This is a genomic window from uncultured Bacteroides sp. (genome assembly GCF_905207245.1).
Taxonomy (GTDB): Bacteria; Bacteroidota; Bacteroidia; order Bacteroidales; family Bacteroidaceae; genus Bacteroides.
In genome coordinates this window covers 1-26,077 of sequence record NZ_CAJLKP010000084.1, presented here as the reverse complement: position 1 = coordinate 26,077, position 26,077 = coordinate 1, and the positions used below count along the sequence as shown (strand labels likewise).

The following is a 26,077-nucleotide window of genomic DNA, read 5'->3' as shown; positions in this document are numbered from 1 at the left end:
AGAGCGTGTGGCCGGTAGTCCGGAATATGTGTTCAATGAATATTTGTCGCTGGCATTGACGGAAGGAGTTGTCGTCTGTGTAATAGTGCTGGTTGTTATTGGAACGTGTCTCTGGATGGGGGCGAAGCGTGGGCGCTACGGCATCTGCGGTGCAATCCTGTCTTTGCTTATCTTCTCCTTTTCTTCCTATCCTATGTATTTCCCGGCTTTTGTGGTAGCGGGGATATTCCTGTTTCTTGCTTGCGGGGTGGGAGATTTTATCTGTAAACCACTAATTTTGTGTGTTTGCCTCATTCTGTGGATAGGTGGCTATATGGCGAAGTGGAAGCAAGAAGAGGATGCCTGTCGGAAGTGGATGTATGCAAAAATGTTCTATAATTCGGGAGCTTATAAAGCTGCCAATAAATCTTATGGAGAACTTTATCCGGTATTGAAGGAGAAAGGGGCGTTTCTGTTTGAGTACGGGCATAGCCTGCATAAATCGGGCTTTTATAATGAGTCCAATAAATATCTGAAAGAAGCCTGCCTATACTCTACCGATCCAATGGTTCTGAATATTATAGGTAAGAACTATCAGGAATTGCATCGTTATGAACAGGCGGAAGCTTTTTTCTTACGGTCGGTTCATCGCCTGCCGGGAAGGATTTATCCCTATTATTTATTAGCCAATCTCTATGCTGAACCGGAGTTCTATCGGCCCGATAAATTGAAAGAGGTTGCTAATGTTGTGCTTACTAAAGAGCCTAAGGTGCATTCGACGGCAATCGAAGAGATGCGTAAGGAGATAAAGAAAATAGTAAATGAACTGGAGTGATTTATATGAGGTGGATTTATATATTTGTATGTGTGTGTGCTCTGACTTTTTTATCTGCTTGCATTGAACAACAAGATAGCCGTTTAGAAAGTGCATTGAATATGGCAGGCGCTAACAAAGGGGAACTATTGAAGGTGTTAAATCGTTATCGGGAAAGTGATGATCAAAAATACCATGCAGCATGTTTTCTTATAAAGAATATGCCTTATTATGGCTTCTATGAAGGGGAAGAATTACAGAAATATCTTCGCTATTTTGAGGCTCATTCTACTAATATAAAGGGGGCTCAATTCATTGTAGATTCACTCAAGAAAGCGGATGGAGAATTTTCAAGAGACATGCTTGCCCGTAAAAAGGATATTGAAGTGGTAGATTCTGCCTTCTTGGTTGATCATATAGAATGGGCATTCAAGGTTTGGAAAGAACAGCCATGGGGAGAAAATGTGGATTTTGAGGATTTCTGTGAGTATATATTGCCTTATAGGATTGGTGATGAGCCTCTTTCGTTATGGCGTAAGGATTTGTATGATAAATATAATCCTCTACTTGATAAATTCCGCAAATCAATTGATGGCAATGATGTAACAAAAGCGGCCCAAATAGTAATGGATACTTTAAGACAGGGGAAGTATCGCTATACAAGTCTTTTCCCCAAAGGACCTCATATAGGTCCGGTAGCATTGAAGTGGAAAACTGGAAGTTGCCGTGAATTTGCTGATGCAATGATATATGTGATGCGTGCTCTTGGCATTCCGTGTGGTATGGATAGGGTAATACAGCGTGGCGATACTAATGCCTCGCATTTTTGGAATTTTATATTGGATAAGGGGCATAATACATATATGGCGGAATTTCCTTATCAAGAAAAGTGGAAGAAGGCATCGGAATATGATATAACTAAAGGAAAAGTATATCGCGTGACTTATAGCCTGAATGAGGAGCTGACAAAAGGCTTGAAAGATGTGCCGTCTGTTTATCCTGTTTTCAGATATCCGTTTTTCCATGATGTAACAGCTACTTATATGGAGCAGCAGAATAGGCAGATAATTATTCCTCGAAAAGAACTGTATGATTGCCCTCGTACTGGTGAATTGGTATACTTGTGTTTTGCAAACAAACAAGAATGGGTTCCTGTTGCTTATACTTTTTTTGATGGGAAGGATGTTTGTTTTGATAATGTGGAAGGAGGAATAGTGGCTATTTTGGCAACATACAGTGAGAATGGTCTTCAAGCATTGTCCAATCCTTTTACGCTAAATCATGATACAGGGGAGATTCATAATCTTAATCCATTGCAAGAATCCCATATAATTAGTGTTTATAAGAAGTTCTATTTTGCAGTTAAGAATTATTTTAATACCCGTATGGTTGGTGGAGTAATAGAGGGTAGTAATCAGAAGGACTTTCAGAATGTGGATACGCTATTTTTAATCAAAGAGGCTCCCTATCGGTTGTATACTGTCGCTTATCTGAATTCGGATAGGGCATATAGGTATATTCGCTATCGTGGTGGAAGAGATAGTTATTGTAATATAGCAGAACTTTCTTTCTATGAAAACAGCTTGGATACATTACCTTTGAAGGGGAAAGTCATAGGTACTCCGGGATGTTACGGAGACGACGGTAGGCGTGAATATACAAATGTCTTTGATGGTAATCCGGATACATCTTTTGATTATAAATTTCCGGATACCGGCTGGGCGGGTTTAGATTTAGGTAAACCTTATCGGGTAAGTAAGGCAATATATACTCCCCGAAATGATGTGAGTTTTATTTATAAGGATAATATTTACGAACTATTTTACTGGGATAAAGGATGTTGGAATTCGCTTGGCAAACAAACGGCTGTTGCTGATTCATTAGTATATACTGTACCTCGGAATGCCTTGTTGTATCTGAAGAATCATACCACAGGTAATGACGAAAGAATTTTTGAGTATGAGGATCGAAGACAAATATTCTGGTGATATTAATGGCGATAAAAGTTCCTCCAGAGAGATTATGGATGCTTATGAGGATAATTGGAGTGCTTGTTTATTATATCGTAATAAACAATTAACAAGGCAACTGGGAGACTATCAGAAAGTTACAGCATTAGTTGGATGTTCTTCTTCTCTTATGGTTGCGATGGGACAGTTATTATGTCTGCATCAAAAACCGGCTTATGGAATTGTCAGGGATGAGGCAGAGTGGCATAGTTTGTTTATTGTCATTGATTTGCTTTATGGGGGGTGTTTGTTGGAAACTTTAGCATCATTCCGCTTAAGTGCTCAGGAATTGAGATTGTGCTATTTGATACGTGCCCGGTTGACTAATAAGGCTATTGCCCTGCTTTTTAATATTACACCCAGGTCTGTGTTGAAGTCAAAGCAGCGTATCAAGTCTAAACTATCCTTATCGGGTGCAGATAGTTTTGATAGGTATATACAACAATGCTAACTTACTTGAAATGGATGTTTTATATAGAGAATGAAGAACAGCGGTTTGTAGGATATGAATAAAAAAGACCTATTCTTTTTTGTAATTAGAAAAAAGTCTCTATCTTGGCACCGCAATAAAAAGCAAATATGAACTATGGAAAGACAAAAGATTCATCGGGAATACCTCTTGAATGCAACTTCTAAAAGCATTCTTTGGTCCGCGATAAGTACCCCCACCGGTTTGGAGGGCTGGTTTGCAGACAGGGTACAGTCGGACGATAAGATTGTCACCTTCTTCTGGGGAAAGACGGAACATCGTGATGCAGAGATAATTGCCGTGCGAGCATTCTCTTTTATTCGATTCCGTTGGCTGGATGATGAATATGAACGGGAATATTTTGAATTAAAGATGACAAACAATGAGCTGACAAACGACTTCGTGCTGGAAGTAACTGACTTTGCAGCAGTAGACGAGGTGAACGATTTGCGTGAATTGTGGGACTCTCAGGTAGATACTTTGCGGAGAACGTGCGGTTTTTAGTTAACTTTGATATAAAAATTTTCCACACTCCCTTTTTTATGCTAATTTTGTGTCTTCATTGCATGAAACGAGTAAAATGCTGCGCATAAAAAAGTTAGATATATTTATATTAAAGAGCTTCTGTACGCTCTTTATGGGCACTTTTTTCATTTGCCTTTTCATCTTCATGATGCAGTTCCTATGGAAGTATGTAGATGAGATGGTGGGAAAAGGACTGGAAATGAGTGTCCTTGCACAATTTTTCTTTTATTCCGCACTCACTTTGGTGCCGGCTTCATTGCCGTTGGCTATTCTGTTGGCGGCACTTATCACCTTCGGTAATTTTGGTGAACGTTTTGAGCTACTGGCCATGAAAGCGGCAGGTATCTCACTACTTAAGATTATGCGCCCGTTGATTGTGTTTATCATTTTCATCTGTGGCGTTTCTTTTTATTTCCAAAATGTGATTGGTCCGGAGGCACAAACCAAACTATGGACGTTGCTCATCTCCATGAAGCAGAAGTCGCCGGAATTGGATATACCGGAGGGAGTCTTTTATGACGAAATAGAGGGGTACAACCTGTATGTGAAGCATAAGAATCGTAAGACAGGTATGCTTTATGACGTGCTGATTTATAATTTTGAGAAGGGCTTTGAGAATGCCCAAATCATTAAGTCGGATTCTGGACGGCTGGAGATGACTGCGGATAAGCAACATTTATACCTGCATCTCTACAATGGCGAACAGTTTGAAAACCTGAAATCGCAGAACATGAACCAAAAGAATGTCCCCTATCGCCGGGAAGCATTCCGGGAAAAGCATGCCATTATTGAGTTCAACTCCGACTTCAATATGGTGGACGCCGGTATCATGAGCAATCAGTCCAATAGCAAGAACATGAAGATGCTGCAAGCAGGCATCGATTCTATGAAGGTGCAGAACGATAGTGTGGGGCGTGGCTACTTTAAAGAAGCCATGAACGGTACATACAAGATTACAGCAGACTTAAAGAAAGCCGACACGCTGAAAATAGAACAGGCGCATTTGGGTGAATATAATGTAGACAGTCTTTTCAATGTAGCTACCCTGTCGCAGAAACAGAAGATTATTTCAACTGCCGTGAACCGTGCTGAGAGTGCGGGAAGCGATTGGAGTTTTAAGAGCTACAATATTTCGCAGACGGATACCAGTCTGCGTCGCCACATGACGTCCTGGCATGAGAAGCTGACGCTTTCAGTGGCATGTCTCATTTTCTTTTTTATCGGTGCGCCGTTGGGTGGAATTATCCGTAAAGGTGGTTTGGGTATGCCGGTAGTAGTATCAGTGCTTATTTTCATTATCTATTATATCATCAATAATACGGGCTATAAGATGGCACGTGACGGACAGTGGATTGTCTGGATGGGTATGTGGACAAGTACGGCTATCCTGGCTCCGCTGGGGGCATTCCTTACTTATAAGTCGAACAACGACTCGGTGGTGCTGAATGCCGATGCTTATATCAACTGGTTCAAGAGGATTCTGGGCATTCGCAGCATGCGTCATTTATTCCGTAAGGAAGTAATCATACATGATCCTGACTACACGCATCTGCCTGCCGACCTACAGGCATTGTCGGCGGATTGCCGTGCGTATGCCGAGAAGAAAGCGTTGAAGCGTGCCCCCAATTACTTTAAATTGTGGATGACAGGTTCGAACGATGAAGAGATAGAAGGAATTAACGAACGTCTTGAAAGTTTGGTAGACGAAATGTCTAACACCAAATCCATTCATCTGCTGAATGCATTGAATAACTATCCTATTATTCCTGTTTCCGCCCATTTGCGCCCTTTCCGCAACTACTGGCTGAATCTGGCCTGTGGATTGTTAGTGCCCATAGGGTTGTTTTTCTACTTCCGCATCTGGGCTTTCCGCATTCGGCTGAATAAGGACATGGAGCGGATTATTAAAACCAATGAAGACGTTCAAAAGATAATAGAAACTAATCTGAAATAACCTAAATAATAAGGAGAATCCAGAATGGAAAAAGTGAAATTAAATACAATAGAAGAGGCGATTGAAGACTTCAAGGCCGGTAACTTTGTGATTGTGGTGGATGATGAAGACCGTGAAAACGAAGGCGACCTGATTATCGCTGCGGAGTTGATAACTCCAGAGAAAGTCAACTTCATGTTGAAGCATGCACGTGGCGTGCTTTGTGCGCCGGTAACCGTATCCCGTTGCAAGGAACTGGACTTGCCTCATCAAGTGAGTGACAACACTTCTGTGCTGGGCACACCTTTCACGGTGACCATTGATAAGCTGGAAGGCTGTTCAACCGGTGTTTCTGCTGCCGACCGTGCCGCTACTATTCAGGCACTTGCCGATCCGGCTTCTACTCCGGCAACCTTTGGACGTCCGGGACACATCAACCCGTTGTATGCCCAGGAAAAAGGCGTTTTGCGTCGTGCCGGACATACGGAAGCTACTATCGACATGGCTCGTATGGCAGGTTTATATCCCGCAGGTGCGCTTATGGAAATCATGAACGAAGACGGCACCATGGCACGTCTGCCCGAGTTGAGAAAGATGGCTGATGAGTTTAATCTGAAACTGATTTCTATCCGCGACATGATTGCTTATCGTTTGAAACAAGAATCTATCGTAGAGAAAGGTGTAGAAGTAGATATGCCTACCGAACACGGGCACTTCCGTTTGATTCCATTCCGTCAGAAGTCTAACGGGCTGGAACATGTGGCTTTGTTCAGAGGAACGTGGGAACAGGATGAACCGATTCTGGTGCGTGTACATTCTTCTTGCGCAACAGGAGATATTTTCGGTTCCAGACGTTGTGATTGTGGCGATCAACTGCATAAGGCAATGGAAATGATTGATAAAGCCGGAAAGGGAGTCGTGGTTTATCTGAATCAGGAAGGTCGCGGAATCGGTTTGATGGAGAAGATGAAAGCATATAAGTTGCAGGAAGACGGACTGGATACAGTAGATGCCAATATCTGCCTGGGACACTTGGCAGACGAACGCGACTATGGTGTGGGCGCTCAGATTCTGCGCGAACTGGGTGTGCACAAGATGAGACTGATGACGAACAATCCCGTGAAGCGTGTCGGTCTGGAAGCCTATGGATTGGAAATTACAGAGATTGTTCCTATTGAAACGACTCCTAATCCATACAATGAACGTTACCTGCGTACAAAGAAAGAACGCATGGGACATACGTTACATTTTAATAAGTAATTTGCTGTTTTGTTTTCTAATATCAAAGAAAATAGCTTAATTTGCAGCCAAATTTATGCAACAACCATAAAATAGATAGAAAAATGAATCAATTATCAGATCGTTTGAACAGTTTGTCGCCGTCAGCGACGCTGGCTATGTCGCAAAAGAGCGCTGAGCTGAAAGCTCAAGGCGTTGACGTAATTAACCTGAGTGTGGGAGAACCCGACTTCAATACTCCCGACCACATCAAAGAGGCTGCGAAAAAAGCGATAGACGATAACTTCTCTCGCTATTCTCCGGTTCCGGGATACCCGGCTTTGCGCAATGCAATCGTGGAGAAATTGAAAAAGGAAAACGGTCTGGAATATACAGCCGCACAAATCTCATGTGCTAACGGTGCCAAGCAATCGGTTTGTAATGCCGTATTGGTATTGGTGAATCCGGGTGATGAAGTTATTGTGCCCGCTCCTTACTGGGTAAGCTATCCGGAAATGGTGAAACTGGCCGAAGGTACTCCGGTAATCGTTACCGCAGGTATTGAACAGGATTTTAAGATTACTCCTGCACAACTGGAAGCTGCCATCACACCGAAGACCAAAGCGCTGATTCTTTGCTCACCTTCCAACCCGACAGGTTCTGTTTATTCGCAGGAAGAGCTGAAAGGTTTGGCTGACGTGTTGGCAAAACATCCGCAGGTAATCGTTATTGCTGATGAGATTTACGAGCATATCAACTATATCGGCAAGCACCAGAGCATTGCTCAGTTCCCCGAAATGAAAGACCGTACGGTAATCGTGAATGGTGTTTCCAAGGCGTATGCTATGACAGGCTGGCGTATTGGTTTCATTGCCGGACCGGAATGGCTTGTGAAAGCTTGCAACAAACTGCAAGGCCAGTATACTTCAGGTCCTTGTTCTGTATCTCAGAAAGCTGCTGAAGCTGCATATACAGGAACACAGGCACCGGTAGAAGAAATGCGTAAGGCTTTTGAACGCCGTCGTGACTTGATTGTGAAGTTAGCGAAAGAAGTTCCGGGCTTTGAAGTGAATGTTCCGCAAGGTGCTTTCTATCTTTTCCCGAAGTGTGATTCTTTCTTTGGCAAGGCTGCCGGTGATCGTAAGATTGAAAACTCTGACGACTTGGCAATGTACTTGTTGGAAGTGGCTCACGTGGCTTGTGTGGGTGGTGCTTCATTCGGTGCGCCTGAGTGCATCCGCATGAGTTATGCAACCAGTGATGAGAATATCGTTGAGTCTATTCGCCGCATCAAGGAAGCATTGGCTGAGCTGAAATAAGAAGCAATATATAAAAAATGAAAAAGCCCGGTTTCAATTACGAAGCCGGGCTTTTCTTTTTCTGAGTGTTGTTATTATTCTGCCGGGTGAATTGCTTCAGACGGACAAACATCAGCACAAGTACCACAATCTGTGCAAGTTTCGGGATCGATAGAATAGATATCGCCTTCAGAGATAGCTCCTACCGGACATTCGTCAATACAAGTGCCACAAGCAACACAACTGTCATTAATTACGTAAGCCATTTTCTTTAAGATTTAAATTATTAGTACTAATTCGTTCGGCAAAAATAGTAGTTTTCTTGATTAGTTGTTATCAATCCTGTTTAAATTCCCTTAATTTGTATCTTGTCTAAATAATAGAAGGGAGAAAACAAGGCATAAATGCAATAAAATGTCACTTTTGCCGTTTTAGAGTTGTGAAGCGCATTACTCTGATAATCCTTACTTTACTCCTTGCTTTCGGCGCCTCGGCACAGAAACGTAAGGTGCAAAACCGCCCGTATATCGACCAGCGGAAATGGCATTATGGTTTTTTGGCAGGCATCCATGTGCAGGACTATAAATTGGTGAATACCGGATATGTGACGGAAGACGGTCAGAGTTGGTTTGCCGATGTGCCTGAATATTCTCCCGGATTTACGGTAGGTGTGTTGGGGGAGCTCTATCTGAACCACTTCTTTTCCTTACGCCTTGTGCCGACACTGCATTTTGGAGATAAGAGGGTGATATTCCGTGAACAAGAGAGTGGTGAAGAACACTCGCAGTCTATGAAGTCGGCTTATCTCTCTGTGCCGATAGATGTGAAGTTTGCTGCCGAGCGTTTCAATAACTACCGTCCCTATATAATGGCAGGTATTGCCCCTACGTATGATTTCAGTGTGAAGAAACAGGGCGCTTTGTTGGTGAAGCCTTTTGACTGTTATGTGGAAGTAGGGTTGGGGTGTGATTTCTATTTGCCTTATTTCAAGTTGATACCCGAGTTGAAATTCTGTTTCGGACTGGTAAACCTGATAAAGAAAGAACGTAACGATCTCACGGACCAGTCTTTATTGAAATTCACACAATCAGTCGACAAGATTACCTCCCGCATGATTGTACTTACCTTTTATTTTGAATAGACTTACCTTTCTTTATAAGAAATTGTGAAGGTGATAGGATAGCCATTTTCAGCACTTTCGCTTATCATGAAACTACCGCCAAAGTGCTCGAACAGCAGTTGGTTGATTTTAAGGCGTATGGAAACCTTTTGAGAAGCGAATGTTGGGTCAGCCAGCGGACTGTTGATGATATGAAATATCAATAGTTCATTTCTTTCATCCCTATTCAGTTTCATCTTTACTTCACGGTCGGTGCTATTGGGTACCGGATAAACCAGCATACTCAGTACGGCTTGATTGAAACGGTTGGCATCCATTCTAATCATCTGATGCTCGATGTCGCTTTCCAGTTCGGCATGAATGTACCCCTCACTATCTCTCCGCGCCATATATATCAGGTCATTGCATATTTCGCGCATCTCGCAATCCAGTATCTGGAATTTCATCATTTTAGCTTCCAGGCGTGAGAGATCGAGTACATCGTTCACCAGTTGGATAAGTTCAGTGGAGTTAGACTGGATGATTTCGGAATATTCCAACTTCTCTTTATCATCCAATTCGGTATCGGTAGAGAGCAGTTGTGAAAAACCTACTACGTTATTCAGAGGGATACGGATATTATAACTCATGTTCGCGAGGAAACGGCTTTTCACTTCATTGGCTTCTTCGGCAATCTTGCTCAGCCGGGCTACTTCCTTTTCATCTTTCTGCAACTTTTTCCGGCTGATATACATACGACCTACAAAGAAAATGAGTGCCATCAGAGCTATTCCGATTACAGCCAGCACAAAATAATGTATCTTTTCCTGTTGTTGCTCTCTTTTCAGCACCAGCTTGTCCATGTTATACAGGCTTTGTATCTGCTCCATCTGTGAGTTTGACAGACCTCTGTATAATGAGTCTTTGTCATGCATCACTTTTTTATAAATGCCGATAGCCATATCCGACCGCCCCATATCTACCAATATATCCGCCTTCATGGCCATATATAATATAGCATCGGGAAAAGACATCTGAAGCGTTAAGGTAATGGCTTCATTCAGGCACTCCAAAGCTTGATCATACTCCTTCTTTGCGCGATAATATTCTGCATAAGCTTGCAGGCGTGACACCTGATAGGGAAGGAACGTGTTAGGAGTATAATGTTCATCTACTTTTAGCAAATGTTCCCAGGCTTTCTGAAGATTCCCCGTGCGAACATAATAAAGGGCATACTGGGTTTCCATTCCCATGTACAAAGCCGAGTATGCATTTTTGAGTGCCGGGGCAGCAGCAATTAATTCCTGTATGGCTGCTTTCATTTGTTCCAGCGAAGCATACATCTTCTCGTTTTTATGCAAGAATGAATAAGCCAGAACAGCTTTCGACAACAAATTGATTTTATCCATCGGGCTATCTTGCGGGCTCATTAACTGGAATGCTTCCTCCAATGCTTGTGCTCCGTCTTCGTAGCGCAGTGTTGCAATGTAGCTGGTCATCAGGCATAGACGTGCCTCCCGCATACCGTTGCGGTTATTTAGTTTCTTTGCTTTCTCGTACATGATGTGCGCTTCGTGGATGGCAAGCTCTATCTGCTGATTGATGGTGTACAATTCAATCTGTAACTTTTTAGCTTTGAAATAATCATTATAGTAATTGTTCTTTTCAGCCAAAGTTTCCATCCTGCCCATCCAATACGTTGCACGTTTCAGATCCAGCTTATTGAAAAAGTAAATGATATGCTCGTAAGTGGCAAGGCTCTGATAGCGTATGTTGTTCTGTGCCGTAGCCTCTTCCAACAATTTGTTTTCATAATAGAGAAACACCGGCGTTTGCTGATCCAGTCGGGCAATGTCATGCAATACATCCAACCGGGATGAATCATGTGGTGCACTAGCATAGATACGTAATAAACTGTCTTTCACAGCACTACTTTGGGCACTGGCTGAGAGGTGACTGAAACTGATAATCAGACATATAGTAAATAAATGTTTCGTCATGACCGTCCCTCCTTCTTTTGCTTGCCTCGTATCTGATTGATGGGATGGGTAAACATAAAACGGGACCCTCCTGTGTAATCCGGGTCAATCCATATTCTGCCACCGATATGCTCTATGATTAGTTGGCAGATAGACAAGCCGAGACCACTTCCTTGTGCATTCTCATCCAGCTTCTCAAAGCGCTGGAAAATACTCGCCTGTTTTTCCTTCGGAATGCCGCAACCGGTATCGGTGACGGAGAACAAAGCCGTTCCGTCCGACTCTTTCTCAAGTTTCAGTGTTATGCTGCCGTCCGGTGTGAACTTGGTTGCATTAATCAGCAGATTTATCAGTACTTGCTGTAGTCGTGAAGCATCAGTCTCCATGTATAGCTCTTCCAGTGACGAATCGAACAATAGTTCCGCTTGCGTTTGTTTCACTTTTCCTACAGTGTCAGTCACATTCTTGCAGATTGCTACGGCATCATGTTCGCCTATGCTGAATTGCATTTTTCCGAACTCCAAACTTGACAAGTCAATTACATCATTAATCAGTTTGAGCAAAAGCTCTGAGTTCTGCTGTATAATCTCAGTACATTGTTTACGGGTTGCGTCATCAAGTCCTTCCTCTGTCAACAAGGATGAAAAGCCGGACAAGGCATTGAGCGGCGTCCGTATTTCGTGGCTCATGTTCGATAGGAAAACGCTCTTGGCTCGTGTAGCACTTTCTGCATTCCATCTCGACTGTTCCAGCGTCTCTGTGGATATGGTTACTATTCGCTTCTGCCTCCTCTGCCAGATAGCAAGTATGGAGATGAAAGCCAACAGGCCAAGACCGATGAAGATGAAATAGACTATCATCTTGTTCTGTTGTGCTCTGTTTTGCAGTTCCAGTTCGTCTATCTGGTATGTGGCTTTCAGCGCATTTATTTGCCGGATATAGCTTTTCGAAGCAAGGGTATCGGTGACGGCGTATAAGTCCTGATAGATTTTGCATGCTTCATCAAAACGTCCCAGCAACTTATACAGGTAAATTTTCTCTGCACAAATCCAGCGATATTCCAGAGAACGTTTGTTGGATACCACTTCCAGCAGTTTGTTGTAAAGCGCGAGGGCTTCGTCTGCTTTCTCCTTATCATTATGATCGGCAGCCAATGCCCTGTAGCAGGCTGCAGTGTAATAGTTGATAGAAAATTCATGGGCAGGCTCATGAGTGTGATTCTTATAGATTGAATCTGCCCGTTGCAGATATTTGAGCGCTGTGTCCTGATCGCCTGATGAAATGTAATAGGTGGCATTCTCTATAAGTATAGGAACGGCAAGAGGGTGTACAGGTTGCTGTTCCAGGAGCGGGTTCAGTTTAGATACATATACCATCGCTTCATTCAGACGGTTCATTTGCTGTAAAAGCGTAGAAATCTTCACCAGCAACCGGTAAGTTTGCGGATTATCTTCGGGTAGATAGCGCAAAGCATCCTGATAAGAACTCAATGCCTTTTCCTGTATGTAAGAAGCACTATAGGCCTGCCCGACAGCTTGATTGGCGAGAGCGATTCCGAAAGTTGAATTTAATTCTTTGGCATGCTCGTACATTAACCGTGCACGATCTATAGCCAGACTGAGGTCACCTCGCATGATGTATGCGCTCACCTGCCATAATAGCATCGTAAAGTATGTTTCTTCTGTTTTATGGGATTTCAGTGCAGGGGCTAATTCGTTACTCCATGAGATGACGCTGTCTACCGTTATATTAGTATCGTAGGCTACCTCCCGGGCTATGAGCGATTGCATGGCAGCCAGATGTCTCTGGTCTGTGTTGTTGGCACATATTCCCATCGCGAAGGAGAAGAGTAAAAGGCCAGTCACTGCCGATATAATAGCAAACTTTCTCAAAAGTAGAAGATATTTTATTAGTTTCTTCGCAAATGTAATGATAAAACTAAAAAAATAAAATTATTTGTTGGATAAATGTTCTATTTTGTTGTCAATAGAGCTCAAGACCGAACTCGTCCTTCAGTTGTAACAGTGCATTATTCTTCTGCGCCATCAACTGGAATTTCTCTACACGGCTGTAGGCACGCACTTTTTCGGTGGGAGCGCTGACGCGGACAGTCATAGTAGCCTTGCTGTTTTTAAGCCGTTTACGCAGGTATTCTTGCAAGGTCGGAATCAGGTCGGTGAACTCCTTGGCTGCAATGTCGTTGTCTACTACAGCTTCGAATGTTGTGGCATCCAGCATTGCCAGGCGGATTACCTGCATACGTTTGGCAAGGGCGGTCTGTTCCTGCGGTAGACGTCCGGCATATTCCTGCCAATAGTAGTTCACGTCTTTTTCGTTGAAGATGAAGTCTTCTTCAGGTTGTGCATTTTGCTGGGAAGTAGTAGTTCCGGCTGTTTGTTTCTTATCTTCTTCAACCTGCGGATGCTTGATGGAGATACCCAGACCGGACATCTTCATGACAGGTATCTTCTTTTCCTCTTTTCCTTGTGCCATTAATACGGCGGTGGGAGTGGGGCGCATGGCAGTCTGCGAACCAAAAGGCTGTTGAGATTGTGGTGATGCAGGGGCAGCCTGGGCTGCAGGAGCTTGCTGTGCCGGCTGCGGTTGAACCGGAGCGGCATGGGTAGTTGCTTGCGGTTGGGGCATAGCAGATGTGCCCTGTGGCTGCTGAGCGGCGGCAGGTTGCGAGAATATGGGTTTTATAGCTTGTTTAGGGCGGCGCCCACCACTCACGTCGTCCCCCTCGGCGGTAAGCTGAGCAACCTGTATCAAGGTCAGTTCCACCAGCAATCGCTTGTTCTTGCTGGCACGGTAATTCAGGTCACAATCATTGCAGAGTTTCATAGCCCGGTAGAGGAAAGGCAGCGGACACTTTTGTGCCTGCGCCTGGTAGCGTTCACGAATGCTGGCACCCACTTCGAGTAATGCCAGTGTGGCAGGGTCTTTGCTTACCAGTAGGTCGCGGAAGTGCGAGGACAAACCTGTCACGAAATGGCTGGCATCGAATCCCTTATTCAGCACATCATTCAGCAACAATAAGGCGTCACTGACCAGGTTTGCCAGAAAATGGTCTGTCAGGCGGAAATAATATTCATAATCCAGTACGTTCAGGTTCTCGATTACACTCTTATAGCTGATGTGTCCGCCGGTGAAGCTGACTACCTGGTCGAAGATGGACAAGGCATCGCGCATACCGCCGTCGGCCTTCAGGGCAATGACGTTCAGAGCTTCCGGTTCCGCGGTAATTCCTTCTTTGGAGGCAACGTATGCCAGATGGGCAACCGTATCGTCCACATTGATACGATTGAAGTCGTATATCTGGCAACGTGACAGGATGGTTGGCAAAATTTTGTGCTTCTCCGTGGTAGCCAGAATAAAGATGGCATGGCGGGGCGGTTCTTCCAGAGTTTTCAGGAAAGCATTGAAAGCCGATGCTGACAACATGTGCACCTCGTCAATGATGTACACTTTATATTTCCCTATCTGGGGTGGAATACGCACTTGCTCCACCAGTTGGCGGATGTCATCCACGGAGTTGTTGGATGCGGCATCCAGTTCATGGATATTGTATGACCGCTGCTCGTTGAAGGCCGTGCATGACTCGCATTGATTACAGGCTTCTCCGTCTGCCGTGGGACTCATACAGTTGATGGTCTTGGCGAAGATGCGGGCACAAGTTGTTTTTCCCACGCCGCGTGGTCCGCAGAATAGGTAGGCATGTGCCAGTTTACCGGTAGCGATGGCATTCTTCAACGTAGTGGTCAGAGCACGCTGTCCCACTACCGACTCAAAGGTGGTAGGGCGGTATTTTCGTGCCGATACGATATAGTTTTCCATGATTCGGGATATTCTTGTCCGTTACAATTTGTGCAAATGTACACAAAAAAAAGGAATTTCTCAGTTATTCCTCTTATCTTTGTAGGCGAAGAAACCTTATTAAATTGTTTATCAATGGATAAATTAGCGACGCTTTGGATATTTGTCCGCAAGCATAAATACTTGATTACGTTTGTGGCGTTTGTGGTGATTGTCGGCTTTCTGGACGAGAACAGCATTGTGCGCCGTATGGGTTATGCGAATGAAATCAGTCGCCTGAACTCAGAAATAGAGAAGTACCGGGCGGAGTATGAAGATAACACGGAACGGCTGAATGAACTGGCTGTTGATTCCGGTGCTATCGAGCGCATTGCGCGCGAGAAGTACCTGATGAAGAAACCGAATGAAGATATTTACGTATTTGAAGAAGACATCGAAGAATGAAATCCCTGATACCCGCTTTGTTTACTGTAGGTGCTGTGATGGCGCTGTTTGGTGCTGCCGTTTATATCACTGGCTGGGAATTTGCACCTTATATATATACCATTGGTGCTACTATGGTGGCGCTAGCCCAGATTAATTCCCCTTCCAAGAGTAATAAACCTAATGTGAAACGTCTCCGCCGTCAGCAGATTTTCGGTGCATTGCTACTGGTACTTACAGGCGCATTCATGTTCTTCACTCATGGCAATGAGTGGATTGTTTGCCTGACGGTAGCTGCCGTGCTGGAATTGTATACGTCGATACGCATTCCGCAGGAAGAAGTGAAGGAAGAATCTTAGAAGGTAAATCCAACCCCGATATAATATCCCAGTTTCTTTGACTGGTTGGAATAATTCAGTTCCGCCTCAATCGGTCCGATGATACTATTGTAGCAGTATCCTATGCTGCCGCCTGCCAGTGCGTGTGTATCGGTTCCACCGAATAGGTTTTCTATTTTATCCGCTGTACGCCCGTAACTGCCGCGGACTACGATGTATTGATTCTTGTAAGTCCTTGCCCTTACTCCCAGCATTCCTGTCAACAAAGCATCCGGGCTCATTTCTATATGGTTGATGCCGGTGAAAGGAATCTGTTGCTCCATATACCGTCCCGGCACATTTCCGCCTACAAAGTTTGATATTGCCAGAGATTGCGTATTCTTTCCGACTACCCTGCCATACACTGACGGCATAATGGTGAAAATCTTGTTTGGAGAGAAATATCCGCTCCAATGTGTCTGGAATACTGATACGGGACTATGCGAATCATAAGTTACCATATTATCCGTATAAAGCCTGTACGTTGCTTTCCATTCCATGCCTCTTGTAGAGAACCGCTGATTGTTCAGGCTGTTGTACGTGATGCTGGCCTGATAACTGAGCAACGCCTTGTCGCTCGACTTTGTCAGAACAACGTCTGGTCCCGATGGCCAGTCATGATAGTTATACTTCTCGAAGTGGATACCTGCATTTATCAGTAGCCGATACCAGCTCTTTGTAAATCCCACCCAGAGAGAATGATGCACATAAGTCAGGTTCATCAGCCGTTTTCCTTTTCCGTAGAGGTTGAAGTCATTATATCCTATCTGATACCCCGTGTTTATATTCCAGTTCTCACGTGGTGAGTACATGTATTCCAACCGTCCGAATGTCCGTTTCCCCAGCCGGGTAGTGGCGCTCAACTGCGATTTCTTCTGCTTTCCGAAATATGCCCTCGCATTCAGTAACAGTACTGCCAATTCTTCATTATCAAATCTGCCTCCTATATTTATAGTATTCACCGGTTTCTCATGTGGAGCAATCTGTGTGACTGACGGTATCGTGTCCAGCATCGCAGGCGCCGGTATCTTGAACGGGCCGGGATATTCCGCCCGATAGTTCTTACTTATGCCTATTTCCTTTTTCAAGGCAATCAGTTTATCCCAATCCTTCATCGCCGCTTCTTTTCCCCGACGCATCAGGGTGTCTATTGCCGCATGGTTGAAACTTGCCGCCGAGTATCCGTCTACATCTACTTGTATATGTATATTGCTGTCCTTTACATTCTTCCGGTAGCTTTCTTCTCCCACCAGATTAATAATCTGTCCCAGCACGCTCGACAGACTTGTCAGTTCATCTGCCTTCATCAGTGGATTTTGTACATCGACCCCGATAATGATTTCCGCTCCCATCTCCCGGGCGATGTCTACAGGATAGTTGTCCGTCAATCCGCCATCCACCAGCACCATGCCATTGAGATAGACAGGGGCGAATACTCCCGGAATGGACATGCTGGCACGCATGGCAGTTGCCAGAATTCCTTTATGGAAAACGACTTTACTGCCATTCACTATGTTATCTGATACGCAAGCGAACGGAATAGGCAGGCGGTTGAAGGAGATGGAGTCATGATACCCCACTGTTAATTCTGAAAGTAATCGCGATATGTTTCTTCCTTTTATAATCCCTGCATCCGATACATGTGCTGATTTTCCTGCAACAGGCACAGACAGCAGATAATGTTCTTCTCTCAGTTTTTCGCTCAGTAATGTGGTTTCCGGGTCGGAAGCATCGGACAACAGATATTTCCAGTCCTGCACATTGACCATGCTATCCAGTTGTTGAGGGGTGTATCCGATGGCATACAACCCGCCCACAATGGCGCCCATACTTGTTCCCACTATATAATCAATCGGAATTCCAGCTTCTTCTATCACTTTCAAAGCTCCGATGTGTGCTACTCCTTTGGCGCCGCCACCACTTAATACGACTCCTACTTTCTTGCGGTTTTGCGCTCCGAGCGTGCAAGTGGAAAGCAGCGCTATTATTAATAAGAATAAAGATTTGAATTTCATAATCGGGGTTTTGTTACTATTCGTTTAGATTAGTAACAAATAAAGAGGCTGATGGATTTGGTGGAATGCAATATTCTTCTTCCCATCACTCCTCTTTGGCATTCCTATAATTTATCGGTGATGTCCCCAGATGCGTCTTTACATATTTCCCGAAGAAAGATTGATTGGGAAAATTGAACTCTTCTGCAATTTCCTTGATGGACTTGTCCGAACGCTTCAACCGGTACTTGATATGTTCTATAGTCGTTTCATTAATTAAATCCAACGGATTCCTGCCGCACGCCTGTTTGATGACTTTCGAGAAATGCTTAGGCGTATAGCACAGCGCATCGGCAAAGTAAGTCACCGAACGGTGCATACCGTTGTCTTTCGATAACAATTCCATGAATTTCCGCAGGATGTAATCAGACTGTTTGATGCCTTCTTTGAGGCGGATTGGTGTGTCGGAGGCGGCGATTTCCTTGTTGAGCTGCCCCAGCATCTCGCAAAAGAGGGCGGCAAAGATATGCTGTATCACTTCCCTGTGATAACAATGCGGCTCATCATTTATTTTTGCTACGATTAAATCACGGTAGAATGTGAAAATGGGCGAATCCTTATCTTCGCCGATAGACTTCACCGGATTGTTGTGGATGTGGATGGCGGTATCCCATATATCCTTTTCCATTTTAATGATGCGTTGCAGGAAGCGGGTGGAGAATCCCGCAAGCCTGATTTTATGTTTGGGGCTCAGCAGCATATGGTTAATAATGGTATTGGGAAGACCGAGCAGTAAATCCCCTGCCTGCAACTTGTACGTCCGGCAGTTGATGTCCAGTTGAATGCACCCTTCTATGCAAACGGCAATGAGGAAGCATCCCAATCTTACCGTATCCTCACTATAAGGAATCCCATCCAAGCTGTTGACTATTGCAAAGTCATCATCTACATAGTCAAGGACATGTTGACTGTCCTTAAAATCTTCTATATCCACCGTTCTAATGTTCTGTTTTTCCATATTCTTTTCTTTTTTACTTTTTGCAAAGTTGGTGAATTATGGGGAAAACAGGATGTTCTATTCTCCTTCATAATTGTTTGATATATCGTTTATTGACAATTAGTTAGCTTTAAAAAATGCAAATGGGGAGAATAGGACACTTATGGAGGGAAATTGGTTACTGTCGCTTTGTTCCTTTCTCCTACTTTTGTCCAGGATTTAACAAAAGATAAAAAGAGTAAGTATGATTACAGTGAACAAAAAATGGATACGGCTGATAGGGATTGTCGGTTGTACAGTGTGGATGGCATCTTGCAAGCAGGCACCGGATGCAGAAGTGAAATCTTCCTCTTATGCAGTAATGCAGGTAGAGGCGGCGGATAAGGAACTTTCTTCTTCCTATTCGGCGAGCATACGCGGGCGGCAGGATATCGATATCTATCCACAGGTATCGGGCACAATCGAGAAACTCTGTGTGGCCGAAGGGCAGAAAGTGCGTCGGGGCCAATTGCTTTTCATCATCGACCAGGTGCCCTACAGGGCTGCACTCAAAACCGCCACCGCCAACGTGGAAGCGGCACGCGCTGCACTGGCAACTGCCGAGCTGACCTACAAGAGCAATCGGGAATTGTATGCACAAAAAGTCGTTTCGGAATTCAGCCTGAAGACAGCCGAGAATTCTTATCTCACTGCCAAGGCCCAACTGGCACAGGCTGAGGCTCAGGAAATAAGCGCCCGTAACAACTTCTCCTATACAGAGGTGAAAAGCCCCAGTGACGGAGTAGTAGGCGCATTGCCCTATCGTGCAGGTGCACTGGTCAGTGCCAACATGCCCTATCCGCTCACTACGGTCAGCGACAACTCGGATATGTATGTCTATTTTTCCATGACTGAGAATCAGTTGCTTGCCCTGACCCGCCAGTACGGCGATATGGATGAGGCATTGAAGAACATGCCGGAAGTGGAATTGCGCCTGAACGATAATTCTGTTTATGATAAGAAAGGTGTCATCGAATCCATCAGTGGTGTCATCGACCGGCAGACGGGTACTGTAGTGGCACGTGTGGTGTTTCCCAACGAATCGCGTTTACTCCATAGCGGAGCATCGGGCACGGTGGTAGTGCCAAGTATCTATAAAGACTGCATTGCCATTCCGCAGACAGCCACCGTGCGGATGCAGGATAAGACTATTGTATATAAGGTAGTGGATGGTAAAGCTGTCTCCACCCTGATTACCGTAGCCGGAATCAACAACGGACGCGAATATGTAGTGCTGGATGGACTGAAGGCCGGTGATGAGATTGTATCGCAAGGCGCCGGGCTGGTGCGCGAGGGTACACAAGTTAAATAAGAAGGAGACTGATTATGAAAGGAAATATATTTATTAAACGGCCGGTGATGGCTATCTCCATCTCCGTACTGATTCTGGTTATAGGGCTTATTTCGCTCTTCACCCTGCCGGTGGAGCAATATCCCGACATTGCACCTCCCACGGTGTATGTGGCCGCTAGCTATACGGGTGCCGATGCTGAGGCAGTGATGAACAGTGTCATCATGCCACTGGAAGAGAGCATCAATGGTGTGGAAGATATGATGTACATCACTTCCAGCGCCTCCAATGCGGGCTTGGCTATTATACAAGTTTACTTCAAGCAGGGCACGGACCCCGACATGGCGGCCGTCAACGTACAGAACCGTGTGGCTAAAGCACAAGGACTGCTTCCGGCAGAAGTTACGAAAGTCGGTGTAAGCACGATGAAGCGTCAGACCAGCTTCTTGCAGATTGGTGCTCTGACCTGTACGGATGGTCGATATGACCAGACTTTCCTTGCCAATTATTTGGATATCAATGTTATTCCCCAGATAAAACGTATCGAGGGAGTGGGAGATGTAATGGAGTTGGGCGATACGTATAGTATGCGTATCTGGCTGAAACCGGAACGGATGGCACAATATGGATTGATACCTTCGGATATAACCGGCGTGTTGGGTGAGCAGAATATTGAAGCTCCCACCGGTTCGCTGGGCGAGAGTTCGAATAATGTCTTCCAGTTCACCATGAAATATCGCGGACGCTTGAAGAGTGTGGAAGAATTCCAGAACACCGTTGTCCGTTCTCACGAAGATGGTTCCATTCTTCGCCTGAAAGATGTGGCAGATGTGGAACTGGGCACTATGACTTATAGTTTCCGTAGTGAAATGGATAGTAAGCCTGCCGTTCTCTACATGATATTCCAAACGGCAGGTTCCAATGCTACTGCTGTCAATAAAGAAATTACCGCCCAGATAGAGCGGATGAAGAAGAACCTCCCGGAAGGAACTGAGTTCGTCACGATGATGAGTTCGAACGACTTCCTCTTTGCTTCCATACACAATGTGGTGGAGACGCTGATTATTGCCATCATTCTGGTAATCTTGGTGGTATACTTCTTCTTGCAGGACTTCAAGAGTACGTTTATCCCGTCCATCTCCATCATCGTGTCGTTGGTAGGTACGTTTGCCTGTTTGGTGGCCGCAGGATTCAGTCTGAACATCCTGACGCTGTTTGCACTGGTACTTGCCATTGGTACGGTGGTAGATGATGCCATTGTGGTGGTGGAAGCAGTGCAATCCAAGTTTGATGCCGGGTATAAATCACCTTATCTCGCCACGAAAGATGCAATGGGTGACGTGACGATGGCTATCGTCTCTTGTACCTGCGTATTTATGGCTGTGTTTATTCCTGTGACGTTCATGGGAGGTACTTCGGGTGTGTTCTATACGCAGTTCGGTATCACAATGGCAACTGCTGTGGGAATCTCCATGATTTCGGCTCTGACGCTATGTCCCGCTTTGTGTGCCATCATGATGCGACCGTCGGACGGAACCAAGAGTGCCAAGAGCATCAACGGACGGGTGCGTGCAGCCTACAACGCCTCGTTCAACGCCGTACTGGGCAAGTATAAGAAAGGTGTGATGTTCTTCATCCGCCACCGCTGGATGGTGTGGACATCACTCGTTGCTACCGTTGCATTGCTGATTTATCTGATGAGCACCACCAAGACGGGGCTTGTGCCGCAGGAAGACCAAGGTGTCATCATGGTGAATGTCAGCATTTCACCGGGAAGCACGCTTGATGAAACCACGAAAGTGATGGACCGGTTGGAAAACATCTTGCAAGATACACCCGAAATTGAACACTATGCCCGCGTAGCCGGATACGGACTTATATCCGGTCAGGGAACTTCTTATGGTACGATTATTATTCGTCTGAAAGATTGGGGTGAGCGAAAGGGTAAAGAACATAGTTCGGATGCTGTGGTTTCCCGCCTCAATGCACAGTTCCAGGACATAAAGGAAGCACAGATATTCAGTTTCCAGCCTGCCATGATTCCGGGTTACGGTATGGGTAACTCTCTTGAACTGAATCTTCAGGATATGACGGGTGGAGATTTAGCGACGTTCTATGATGCAGCCATACAGTTCCTCGGTGCCCTGAACCAGCGTCCGGAAGTGGCCATGGCTTACACTTCTTACGCTATCAACTTCCCGCAAGTGTCGGTAGAAGTAGATGCTGCCAAGTGTAAGCGTGCGGGGATTTCGCCAAGCGCAGTGCTTGATGTAGTAGGTAGTTATTGCGGTGGTGCATATATTTCCAACTACAACCAGTACGGTAAAGTATATCGTGTGATGATGCAGGCCTCGCCTGAATACCGTCTGGACGAACAGGCATTAGACAATATGTTTGTACGCAATGGTGCGGAAATGGCTCCGGTGAGCCAATTCGTGACGCTGACGCAAGTGCTGGGACCTGAAACGGCGAACCGTTTCAATCTTTATAGTACTATCACAGCCAATGTGAATCCGGCAGACGGTTACTCTTCCGGTGAAGTGCAGAAAGTGATTGAAGAAGTAGCGGCTCAATCCTTGCCGGCAGGCTATGGATACGAATATGGCGGTATGGCACGTGAAGAAGCAAGTAGTGGTGGAGCACAGACGGTTTTCATTTACGCCATTTGCATATTCCTTATTTACTTGATTCTGGCATGTCTCTACGAGAGTTTTCTCGTACCGTTTGCCGTTATCTTCTCTGTACCGTTCGGATTGATGGGGTCATTCCTTTTCGCTAAAATACTCGGACTGGAAAACAATATCTATCTGCAAACAGGTGTGATTATGCTGATTGGTTTGCTTGCCAAGACGGCTATTCTGATTACGGAGTATGCCATAGAGCGTCGCCGCAAAGGAATGGGTATTGTGGAATCCGCTTACTCTGCTGCACAAGTCCGCTTGCGTCCCATTCTGATGACGGTGTTGACCATGATTTTCGGTATGCTTCCGTTGATGTTTTCTTCCGGTGCAGGTGCCAATGGTAACAGTTCTCTGGGTACGGGTGTCGTAGGGGGCATGGCTGTAGGTACACTGGCACTGCTCTTTGTTGTTCCGGTCTTCTATATCATTTTTGAATTCTTGCAGGAGAAAATCCGTCCGCCGATGGAGGAAGAACCGGATGTGCAAGTACTGCTGGAGAAAGAAAAGAGCGAGGCTGAACGCGAACGTAAATAAATGAAAGGAGGAATGAATGATGTATCAAGGTGATATATTTTGGTTAGAACAGGTGATAGCTTATTGTATTGCCGGTCTTCTGGTGTACATTGTAGATAAAATCAATTCCAAGAAACATATTAAAGATATTGAAGAATGAAGAAAAATATAATCATGTTAGTTGCTGTTAGTCTGTCACTGAGCGGCTGTGGCATCTATACCAAATACGAACCTGCAGCTTCCGTCCCCGATGGCCTCTACGGTGGGGAAGTGGTGCCCGAAGATACTGCCAGCCTGGGCAATATGGACTGGCAGGAGCTCTTCACCGACCCGCATTTGCAATCTCTCATTGAGCAGGGATTGCAGAACAATACCGACTATCAATCTGCCCAGCTTCGTGTGGAACAGGCTCAGGCAACACTGATGTCTGCCAAACTAGCTTTTCTTCCCGCATTTGCCCTTTCTCCGCAAGGAACGGTGAGCAGTTTCGATACTCACAAGGCTACGCAGATGTATTCGTTGCCTGTCACTGCCAGTTGGGAATTGGACGTTTTCGGGCGTATGCGCAATGCTAAGAAACAGGCAAAGGCACTTTATGCTCAAAGCAAGGACTACCGCCAGGCTGTTCGCACCCAGTTGATAGCAGGTATAGCCAATACTTATTATACGTTGCTGATGCTGGATGAACAACTCGACATTTCCCGGCAGACGGAGGAGGCATGGAAAGAAACCGTGGCTTCCACCCGTGCTTTGATGAATGCCGGAATGGCAAACGAATCGGCTGTATCGCAGATGGAAGCCGCCTATTATCAGGTGCAAAGCTCTGTCCTCGATCTGCAACAACAGATAAACCAAGTGGAGAATAGCCTTGCCCTATTGCTGGCTGAGACGCCCCGCAACTATGAACGTGGCGTGCTGGCAGGGCAACAGTTCCCCGCAGACTTTTCTATAGGGATTCCTGTTCGGATGCTTTCCTGTCGTCCTGATGTCCGCTCAGCCGAGCGGGCACTGGAGACGGCGTTCTATGGCACTAACATGGCGCGCTCTGCTTTCTATCCCTCCATCACGCTGAGTGGGAGTGCCGGCTGGACGAATTCTGCTGGTTCCATGATTGTCAATCCGGGCAAGTTTCTGGCATCCGCGGTGGGTTCGCTGACGCAACCGCTCTTTAACCGGGGGCAGGTTGTTGCCCAGTATCGTATTGCCCGTGCACAGCAGGAAGAAGCAGCTCTTGGTTTTCAACAAACATTGCTCAATGCAGGCAGCGAGGTGAATGATGCTTTGATAGCCTATCAGACCAGTCAAGGGAAAAGCCTTTTGCTGGATAAACAGATAGTTTCTTTGCAAACGGCTATGCGAAGTACTTCTTTGCTGATGGAACATGGCAATACGACCTATCTGGAAGTGCTCACCGCCCGGCAGTCGTTGCTCAGTGCGCAACTGTCGCAGACGGCCAACCGTTTTACTGAGATACAAAGCCTAATTAACCTATACCGTGCTTTGGGGGGAGGTCAGGAATAAACAAAATCATACTCTCTCTGTTATTTTTATTTCAATGAAGAGGGGCTGCCGGGGAAGCGATTCCGTGGCAGCCCGCTTCTGTTTTGCATGTTCTCCGAACGGTACATTTACGGCTTTTCCTGAGTCGCTTTTTGTTTATTTATCGAAGTGTTGTGTTAAGGGGCGACAAATCATCTATTCATAGTAGTTGTGAACATGTTGTTTCTTGTTTTTAGAGTGAGATAAGTAGATGTAAATTAATGCATTATATTGCAGTGCGTTTTTTATTGCCTTGCAGTTAATCCGAATTTCTTTCTGTGTATACTCCATTCCATAGGCATTCACTGTTCGAAACACACATTCTTTCTTCATTTTCTAAAGCTATGTATACTGTAAGATCCTCCTTCTGCCACTCCTCTGGCAAAGGGAGCTCGCAATAGCCATCGCTGCGCTGTGCGTTGTGGAGCTGATAAACAGCTTGCCCTTTCATCCTGTTGTACACCAGTGTTATCACGTTATCTTCCGGCTGTGCGTCACCCCGGCCACTATTGTCCTTCCATGTGAAGATAGCTTTGCTTTTTTCCAATTCTACTTTGGCTTCCGTTGCAGTGGTCAGTGTGCCTTGTGCAATTTTCACCTTTTCGTAATCAATGCTTGCTCCTTTCTCGCCCTGACATATGGCATTGGCCATGACGTATGACATTGCGGCAGTGAAGCCCGAACGTTTTCCGTCACAATTCCGGTATCCGATACGTAACAATGGAGTGAAGTTTTTCAAGAGTTCATTGGCCAGCATGAATTTGCTTCGTTGCTGCACTTGTCCTTTGCTTTTTGCATCTCTGTATTTTTCGGGTCTTGTACGGAGGTAATACCCGTTTTTTCCTTTGCATCCTACCACGTTTCCCAATTTCCCTGAAAAGCCGCTGAAAATATCTTCTTTTATTTTTGCCATAGTTCTTTGTATTTTATTTCTGGCTGCAAAGCTATCATAAATAACTGGGAGAATACTTCTTTTTCTTTTTTTTCTTTTTCACTTTCTGTTTCTTTCTTATTCTCTACCGGCTCTTTTCTTTCATACCTTTTTCTCTATAATTTCTTATTATCTCCGTCGCAAATTCGGTTT

General features: G+C 45.2%; 19 protein-coding genes and 1 pseudogene. 13 read left to right on the top strand and 7 right to left on the bottom strand.

Annotated elements, in window-relative coordinates:
- The 7 genes and pseudogenes from QZ135_RS20285 to QZ135_RS20255 form a co-directional block, all read left to right on the top strand.
- Positions 1 to 814, top strand: a pseudogene (locus QZ135_RS20285) (O-antigen ligase domain-containing protein); the annotation flags it as partial.
- A 101-nt stretch (positions 815 to 915) separates the two neighbouring features.
- Positions 916 to 2,781 (top strand): transglutaminase domain-containing protein, encoded by a 1,866-nt coding sequence (locus QZ135_RS20280; RefSeq protein ID WP_294613659.1) that lies wholly within the window; start codon positions 916 to 918, stop codon positions 2,779 to 2,781.
- Positions 2,782 to 2,815: 34 nt separating this feature from the next.
- Positions 2,816 to 3,253 (top strand): helix-turn-helix transcriptional regulator, encoded by a 438-nt coding sequence (locus QZ135_RS20275; RefSeq protein WP_294613662.1) that lies wholly within the window; start codon positions 2,816 to 2,818, stop codon positions 3,251 to 3,253.
- 135 nt (positions 3,254 to 3,388) lie between these two features.
- The gene (locus tag QZ135_RS20270; RefSeq protein ID WP_294613656.1) at positions 3,389 to 3,775 is read left to right on the top strand and encodes an START-like domain-containing protein; all 387 of its coding nucleotides are present in this window, start codon (positions 3,389 to 3,391) and stop codon (positions 3,773 to 3,775) included.
- 76 nt (positions 3,776 to 3,851) lie between these two features.
- On the top strand, positions 3,852 to 5,750 hold the full coding sequence (locus QZ135_RS20265; protein ID WP_294613653.1) for an LptF/LptG family permease: 1,899 nt from the start codon (positions 3,852 to 3,854) through the stop codon (positions 5,748 to 5,750).
- 24 nt (positions 5,751 to 5,774) lie between these two features.
- On the top strand, positions 5,775 to 6,989 hold the full coding sequence (locus QZ135_RS20260) for a bifunctional 3,4-dihydroxy-2-butanone-4-phosphate synthase/GTP cyclohydrolase II (RefSeq protein ID WP_294613649.1): 1,215 nt from the start codon (positions 5,775 to 5,777) through the stop codon (positions 6,987 to 6,989).
- A gap of 83 nt (positions 6,990 to 7,072) precedes the next feature.
- A complete protein-coding gene (locus QZ135_RS20255) occupies positions 7,073 to 8,266 on the top strand; it encodes a pyridoxal phosphate-dependent aminotransferase (protein WP_025835327.1) in 1,194 nt (397 codons plus the stop codon).
- Between the two features lie 74 nt (positions 8,267 to 8,340).
- Here QZ135_RS20255 and QZ135_RS20250 read toward each other — a convergent pair whose 3' ends face one another.
- Positions 8,341 to 8,511, bottom strand: coding sequence for a 4Fe-4S binding protein (locus QZ135_RS20250; RefSeq protein WP_007660223.1), 171 nt, complete (start codon positions 8,509 to 8,511; stop codon positions 8,341 to 8,343).
- Between the two features lie 173 nt (positions 8,512 to 8,684).
- On the opposite strand from QZ135_RS20250, the gene QZ135_RS20245 reads away from it, so the two are divergent.
- A complete protein-coding gene (locus QZ135_RS20245) occupies positions 8,685 to 9,386 on the top strand; it encodes a porin family protein (protein ID WP_294613645.1) in 702 nt (233 codons plus the stop codon).
- A gap of 2 nt (positions 9,387 to 9,388) precedes the next feature.
- Here the strand turns inward: QZ135_RS20245 and QZ135_RS20240 are convergent, their stop codons facing one another.
- The 3 genes from QZ135_RS20240 to QZ135_RS20230 all read right to left on the bottom strand — a co-directional run bounded on the left by QZ135_RS20240 (position 9,389) and on the right by QZ135_RS20230 (position 15,160).
- Positions 9,389 to 11,344 carry a histidine kinase dimerization/phospho-acceptor domain-containing protein gene (locus QZ135_RS20240; RefSeq protein ID WP_294613642.1) on the bottom strand — a complete coding sequence of 652 codons (1,956 nt, stop codon included), beginning with the start codon at positions 11,342 to 11,344 and terminating at the stop codon, positions 9,389 to 9,391.
- Positions 11,341 to 13,215, bottom strand: a complete 1,875-nt coding sequence (locus QZ135_RS20235) for an ATP-binding protein (RefSeq protein WP_294613637.1) — start codon at positions 13,213 to 13,215, stop codon at positions 11,341 to 11,343. Before QZ135_RS20235 ends, QZ135_RS20240 begins: the two co-directional genes overlap by 4 nt.
- Positions 13,216 to 13,306: 91 nt before the next feature.
- Complete coding sequence (locus QZ135_RS20230; RefSeq protein ID WP_294613634.1) at positions 13,307 to 15,160, bottom strand: DNA polymerase III subunit gamma/tau; 1,854 nt, start codon at positions 15,158 to 15,160, stop codon at positions 13,307 to 13,309.
- 114 nt (positions 15,161 to 15,274) lie between these two features.
- Between QZ135_RS20230 and QZ135_RS20225 the strand changes: the two genes are divergently transcribed.
- On the top strand, positions 15,275 to 15,583 hold the full coding sequence (locus QZ135_RS20225) for a septum formation initiator family protein (protein WP_294613631.1): 309 nt from the start codon (positions 15,275 to 15,277) through the stop codon (positions 15,581 to 15,583).
- Complete coding sequence (locus tag QZ135_RS20220) at positions 15,580 to 15,921, top strand: hypothetical protein (RefSeq protein WP_294613629.1); 342 nt, start codon at positions 15,580 to 15,582, stop codon at positions 15,919 to 15,921. The genes QZ135_RS20225 and QZ135_RS20220 overlap by 4 nt, the downstream gene beginning before the upstream one ends.
- On the opposite strand, the gene QZ135_RS20215 is transcribed toward QZ135_RS20220, so the two are convergent.
- Together QZ135_RS20215 and QZ135_RS20210 are read right to left on the bottom strand one after the other, a co-directional pair.
- On the bottom strand, positions 15,918 to 17,954 hold the full coding sequence (locus tag QZ135_RS20215) for a patatin-like phospholipase family protein (RefSeq protein ID WP_294613626.1): 2,037 nt from the start codon (positions 17,952 to 17,954) through the stop codon (positions 15,918 to 15,920). The two genes, QZ135_RS20220 and QZ135_RS20215, sit on opposite strands and share 4 nt — an antisense overlap.
- A gap of 85 nt (positions 17,955 to 18,039) precedes the next feature.
- Entirely contained in the window at positions 18,040 to 18,951 is a 912-nt protein-coding gene (locus QZ135_RS20210; protein WP_294613623.1) for a helix-turn-helix domain-containing protein, read from the bottom strand.
- 223 nt (positions 18,952 to 19,174) lie between these two features.
- Here QZ135_RS20210 and QZ135_RS20205 point away from each other — a divergent pair, with 223 nt between their 5' ends.
- The 3 genes from QZ135_RS20205 (at position 19,175) to QZ135_RS20195 (ending at position 24,975) form a co-directional block, all read left to right on the top strand.
- A complete protein-coding gene (locus QZ135_RS20205) occupies positions 19,175 to 20,281 on the top strand; it encodes an efflux RND transporter periplasmic adaptor subunit (RefSeq protein WP_294613620.1) in 1,107 nt (368 codons plus the stop codon).
- 14 nt (positions 20,282 to 20,295) lie between these two features.
- Positions 20,296 to 23,475 carry an efflux RND transporter permease subunit gene (locus QZ135_RS20200; protein ID WP_294613617.1) on the top strand — a complete coding sequence of 1,060 codons (3,180 nt, stop codon included), beginning with the start codon at positions 20,296 to 20,298 and terminating at the stop codon, positions 23,473 to 23,475.
- Between the two features lie 135 nt (positions 23,476 to 23,610).
- Positions 23,611 to 24,975 carry a TolC family protein gene (locus QZ135_RS20195; protein ID WP_294613614.1) on the top strand — a complete coding sequence of 455 codons (1,365 nt, stop codon included), beginning with the start codon at positions 23,611 to 23,613 and terminating at the stop codon, positions 24,973 to 24,975.
- 277 nt (positions 24,976 to 25,252) lie between these two features.
- On the opposite strand, the gene QZ135_RS20190 is transcribed toward QZ135_RS20195, so the two are convergent.
- Entirely contained in the window at positions 25,253 to 25,906 is a 654-nt protein-coding gene (locus QZ135_RS20190) for a DUF6266 family protein (protein WP_294613612.1), read from the bottom strand.
- Positions 25,907 to 26,077 lie beyond the last annotated feature (171 nt).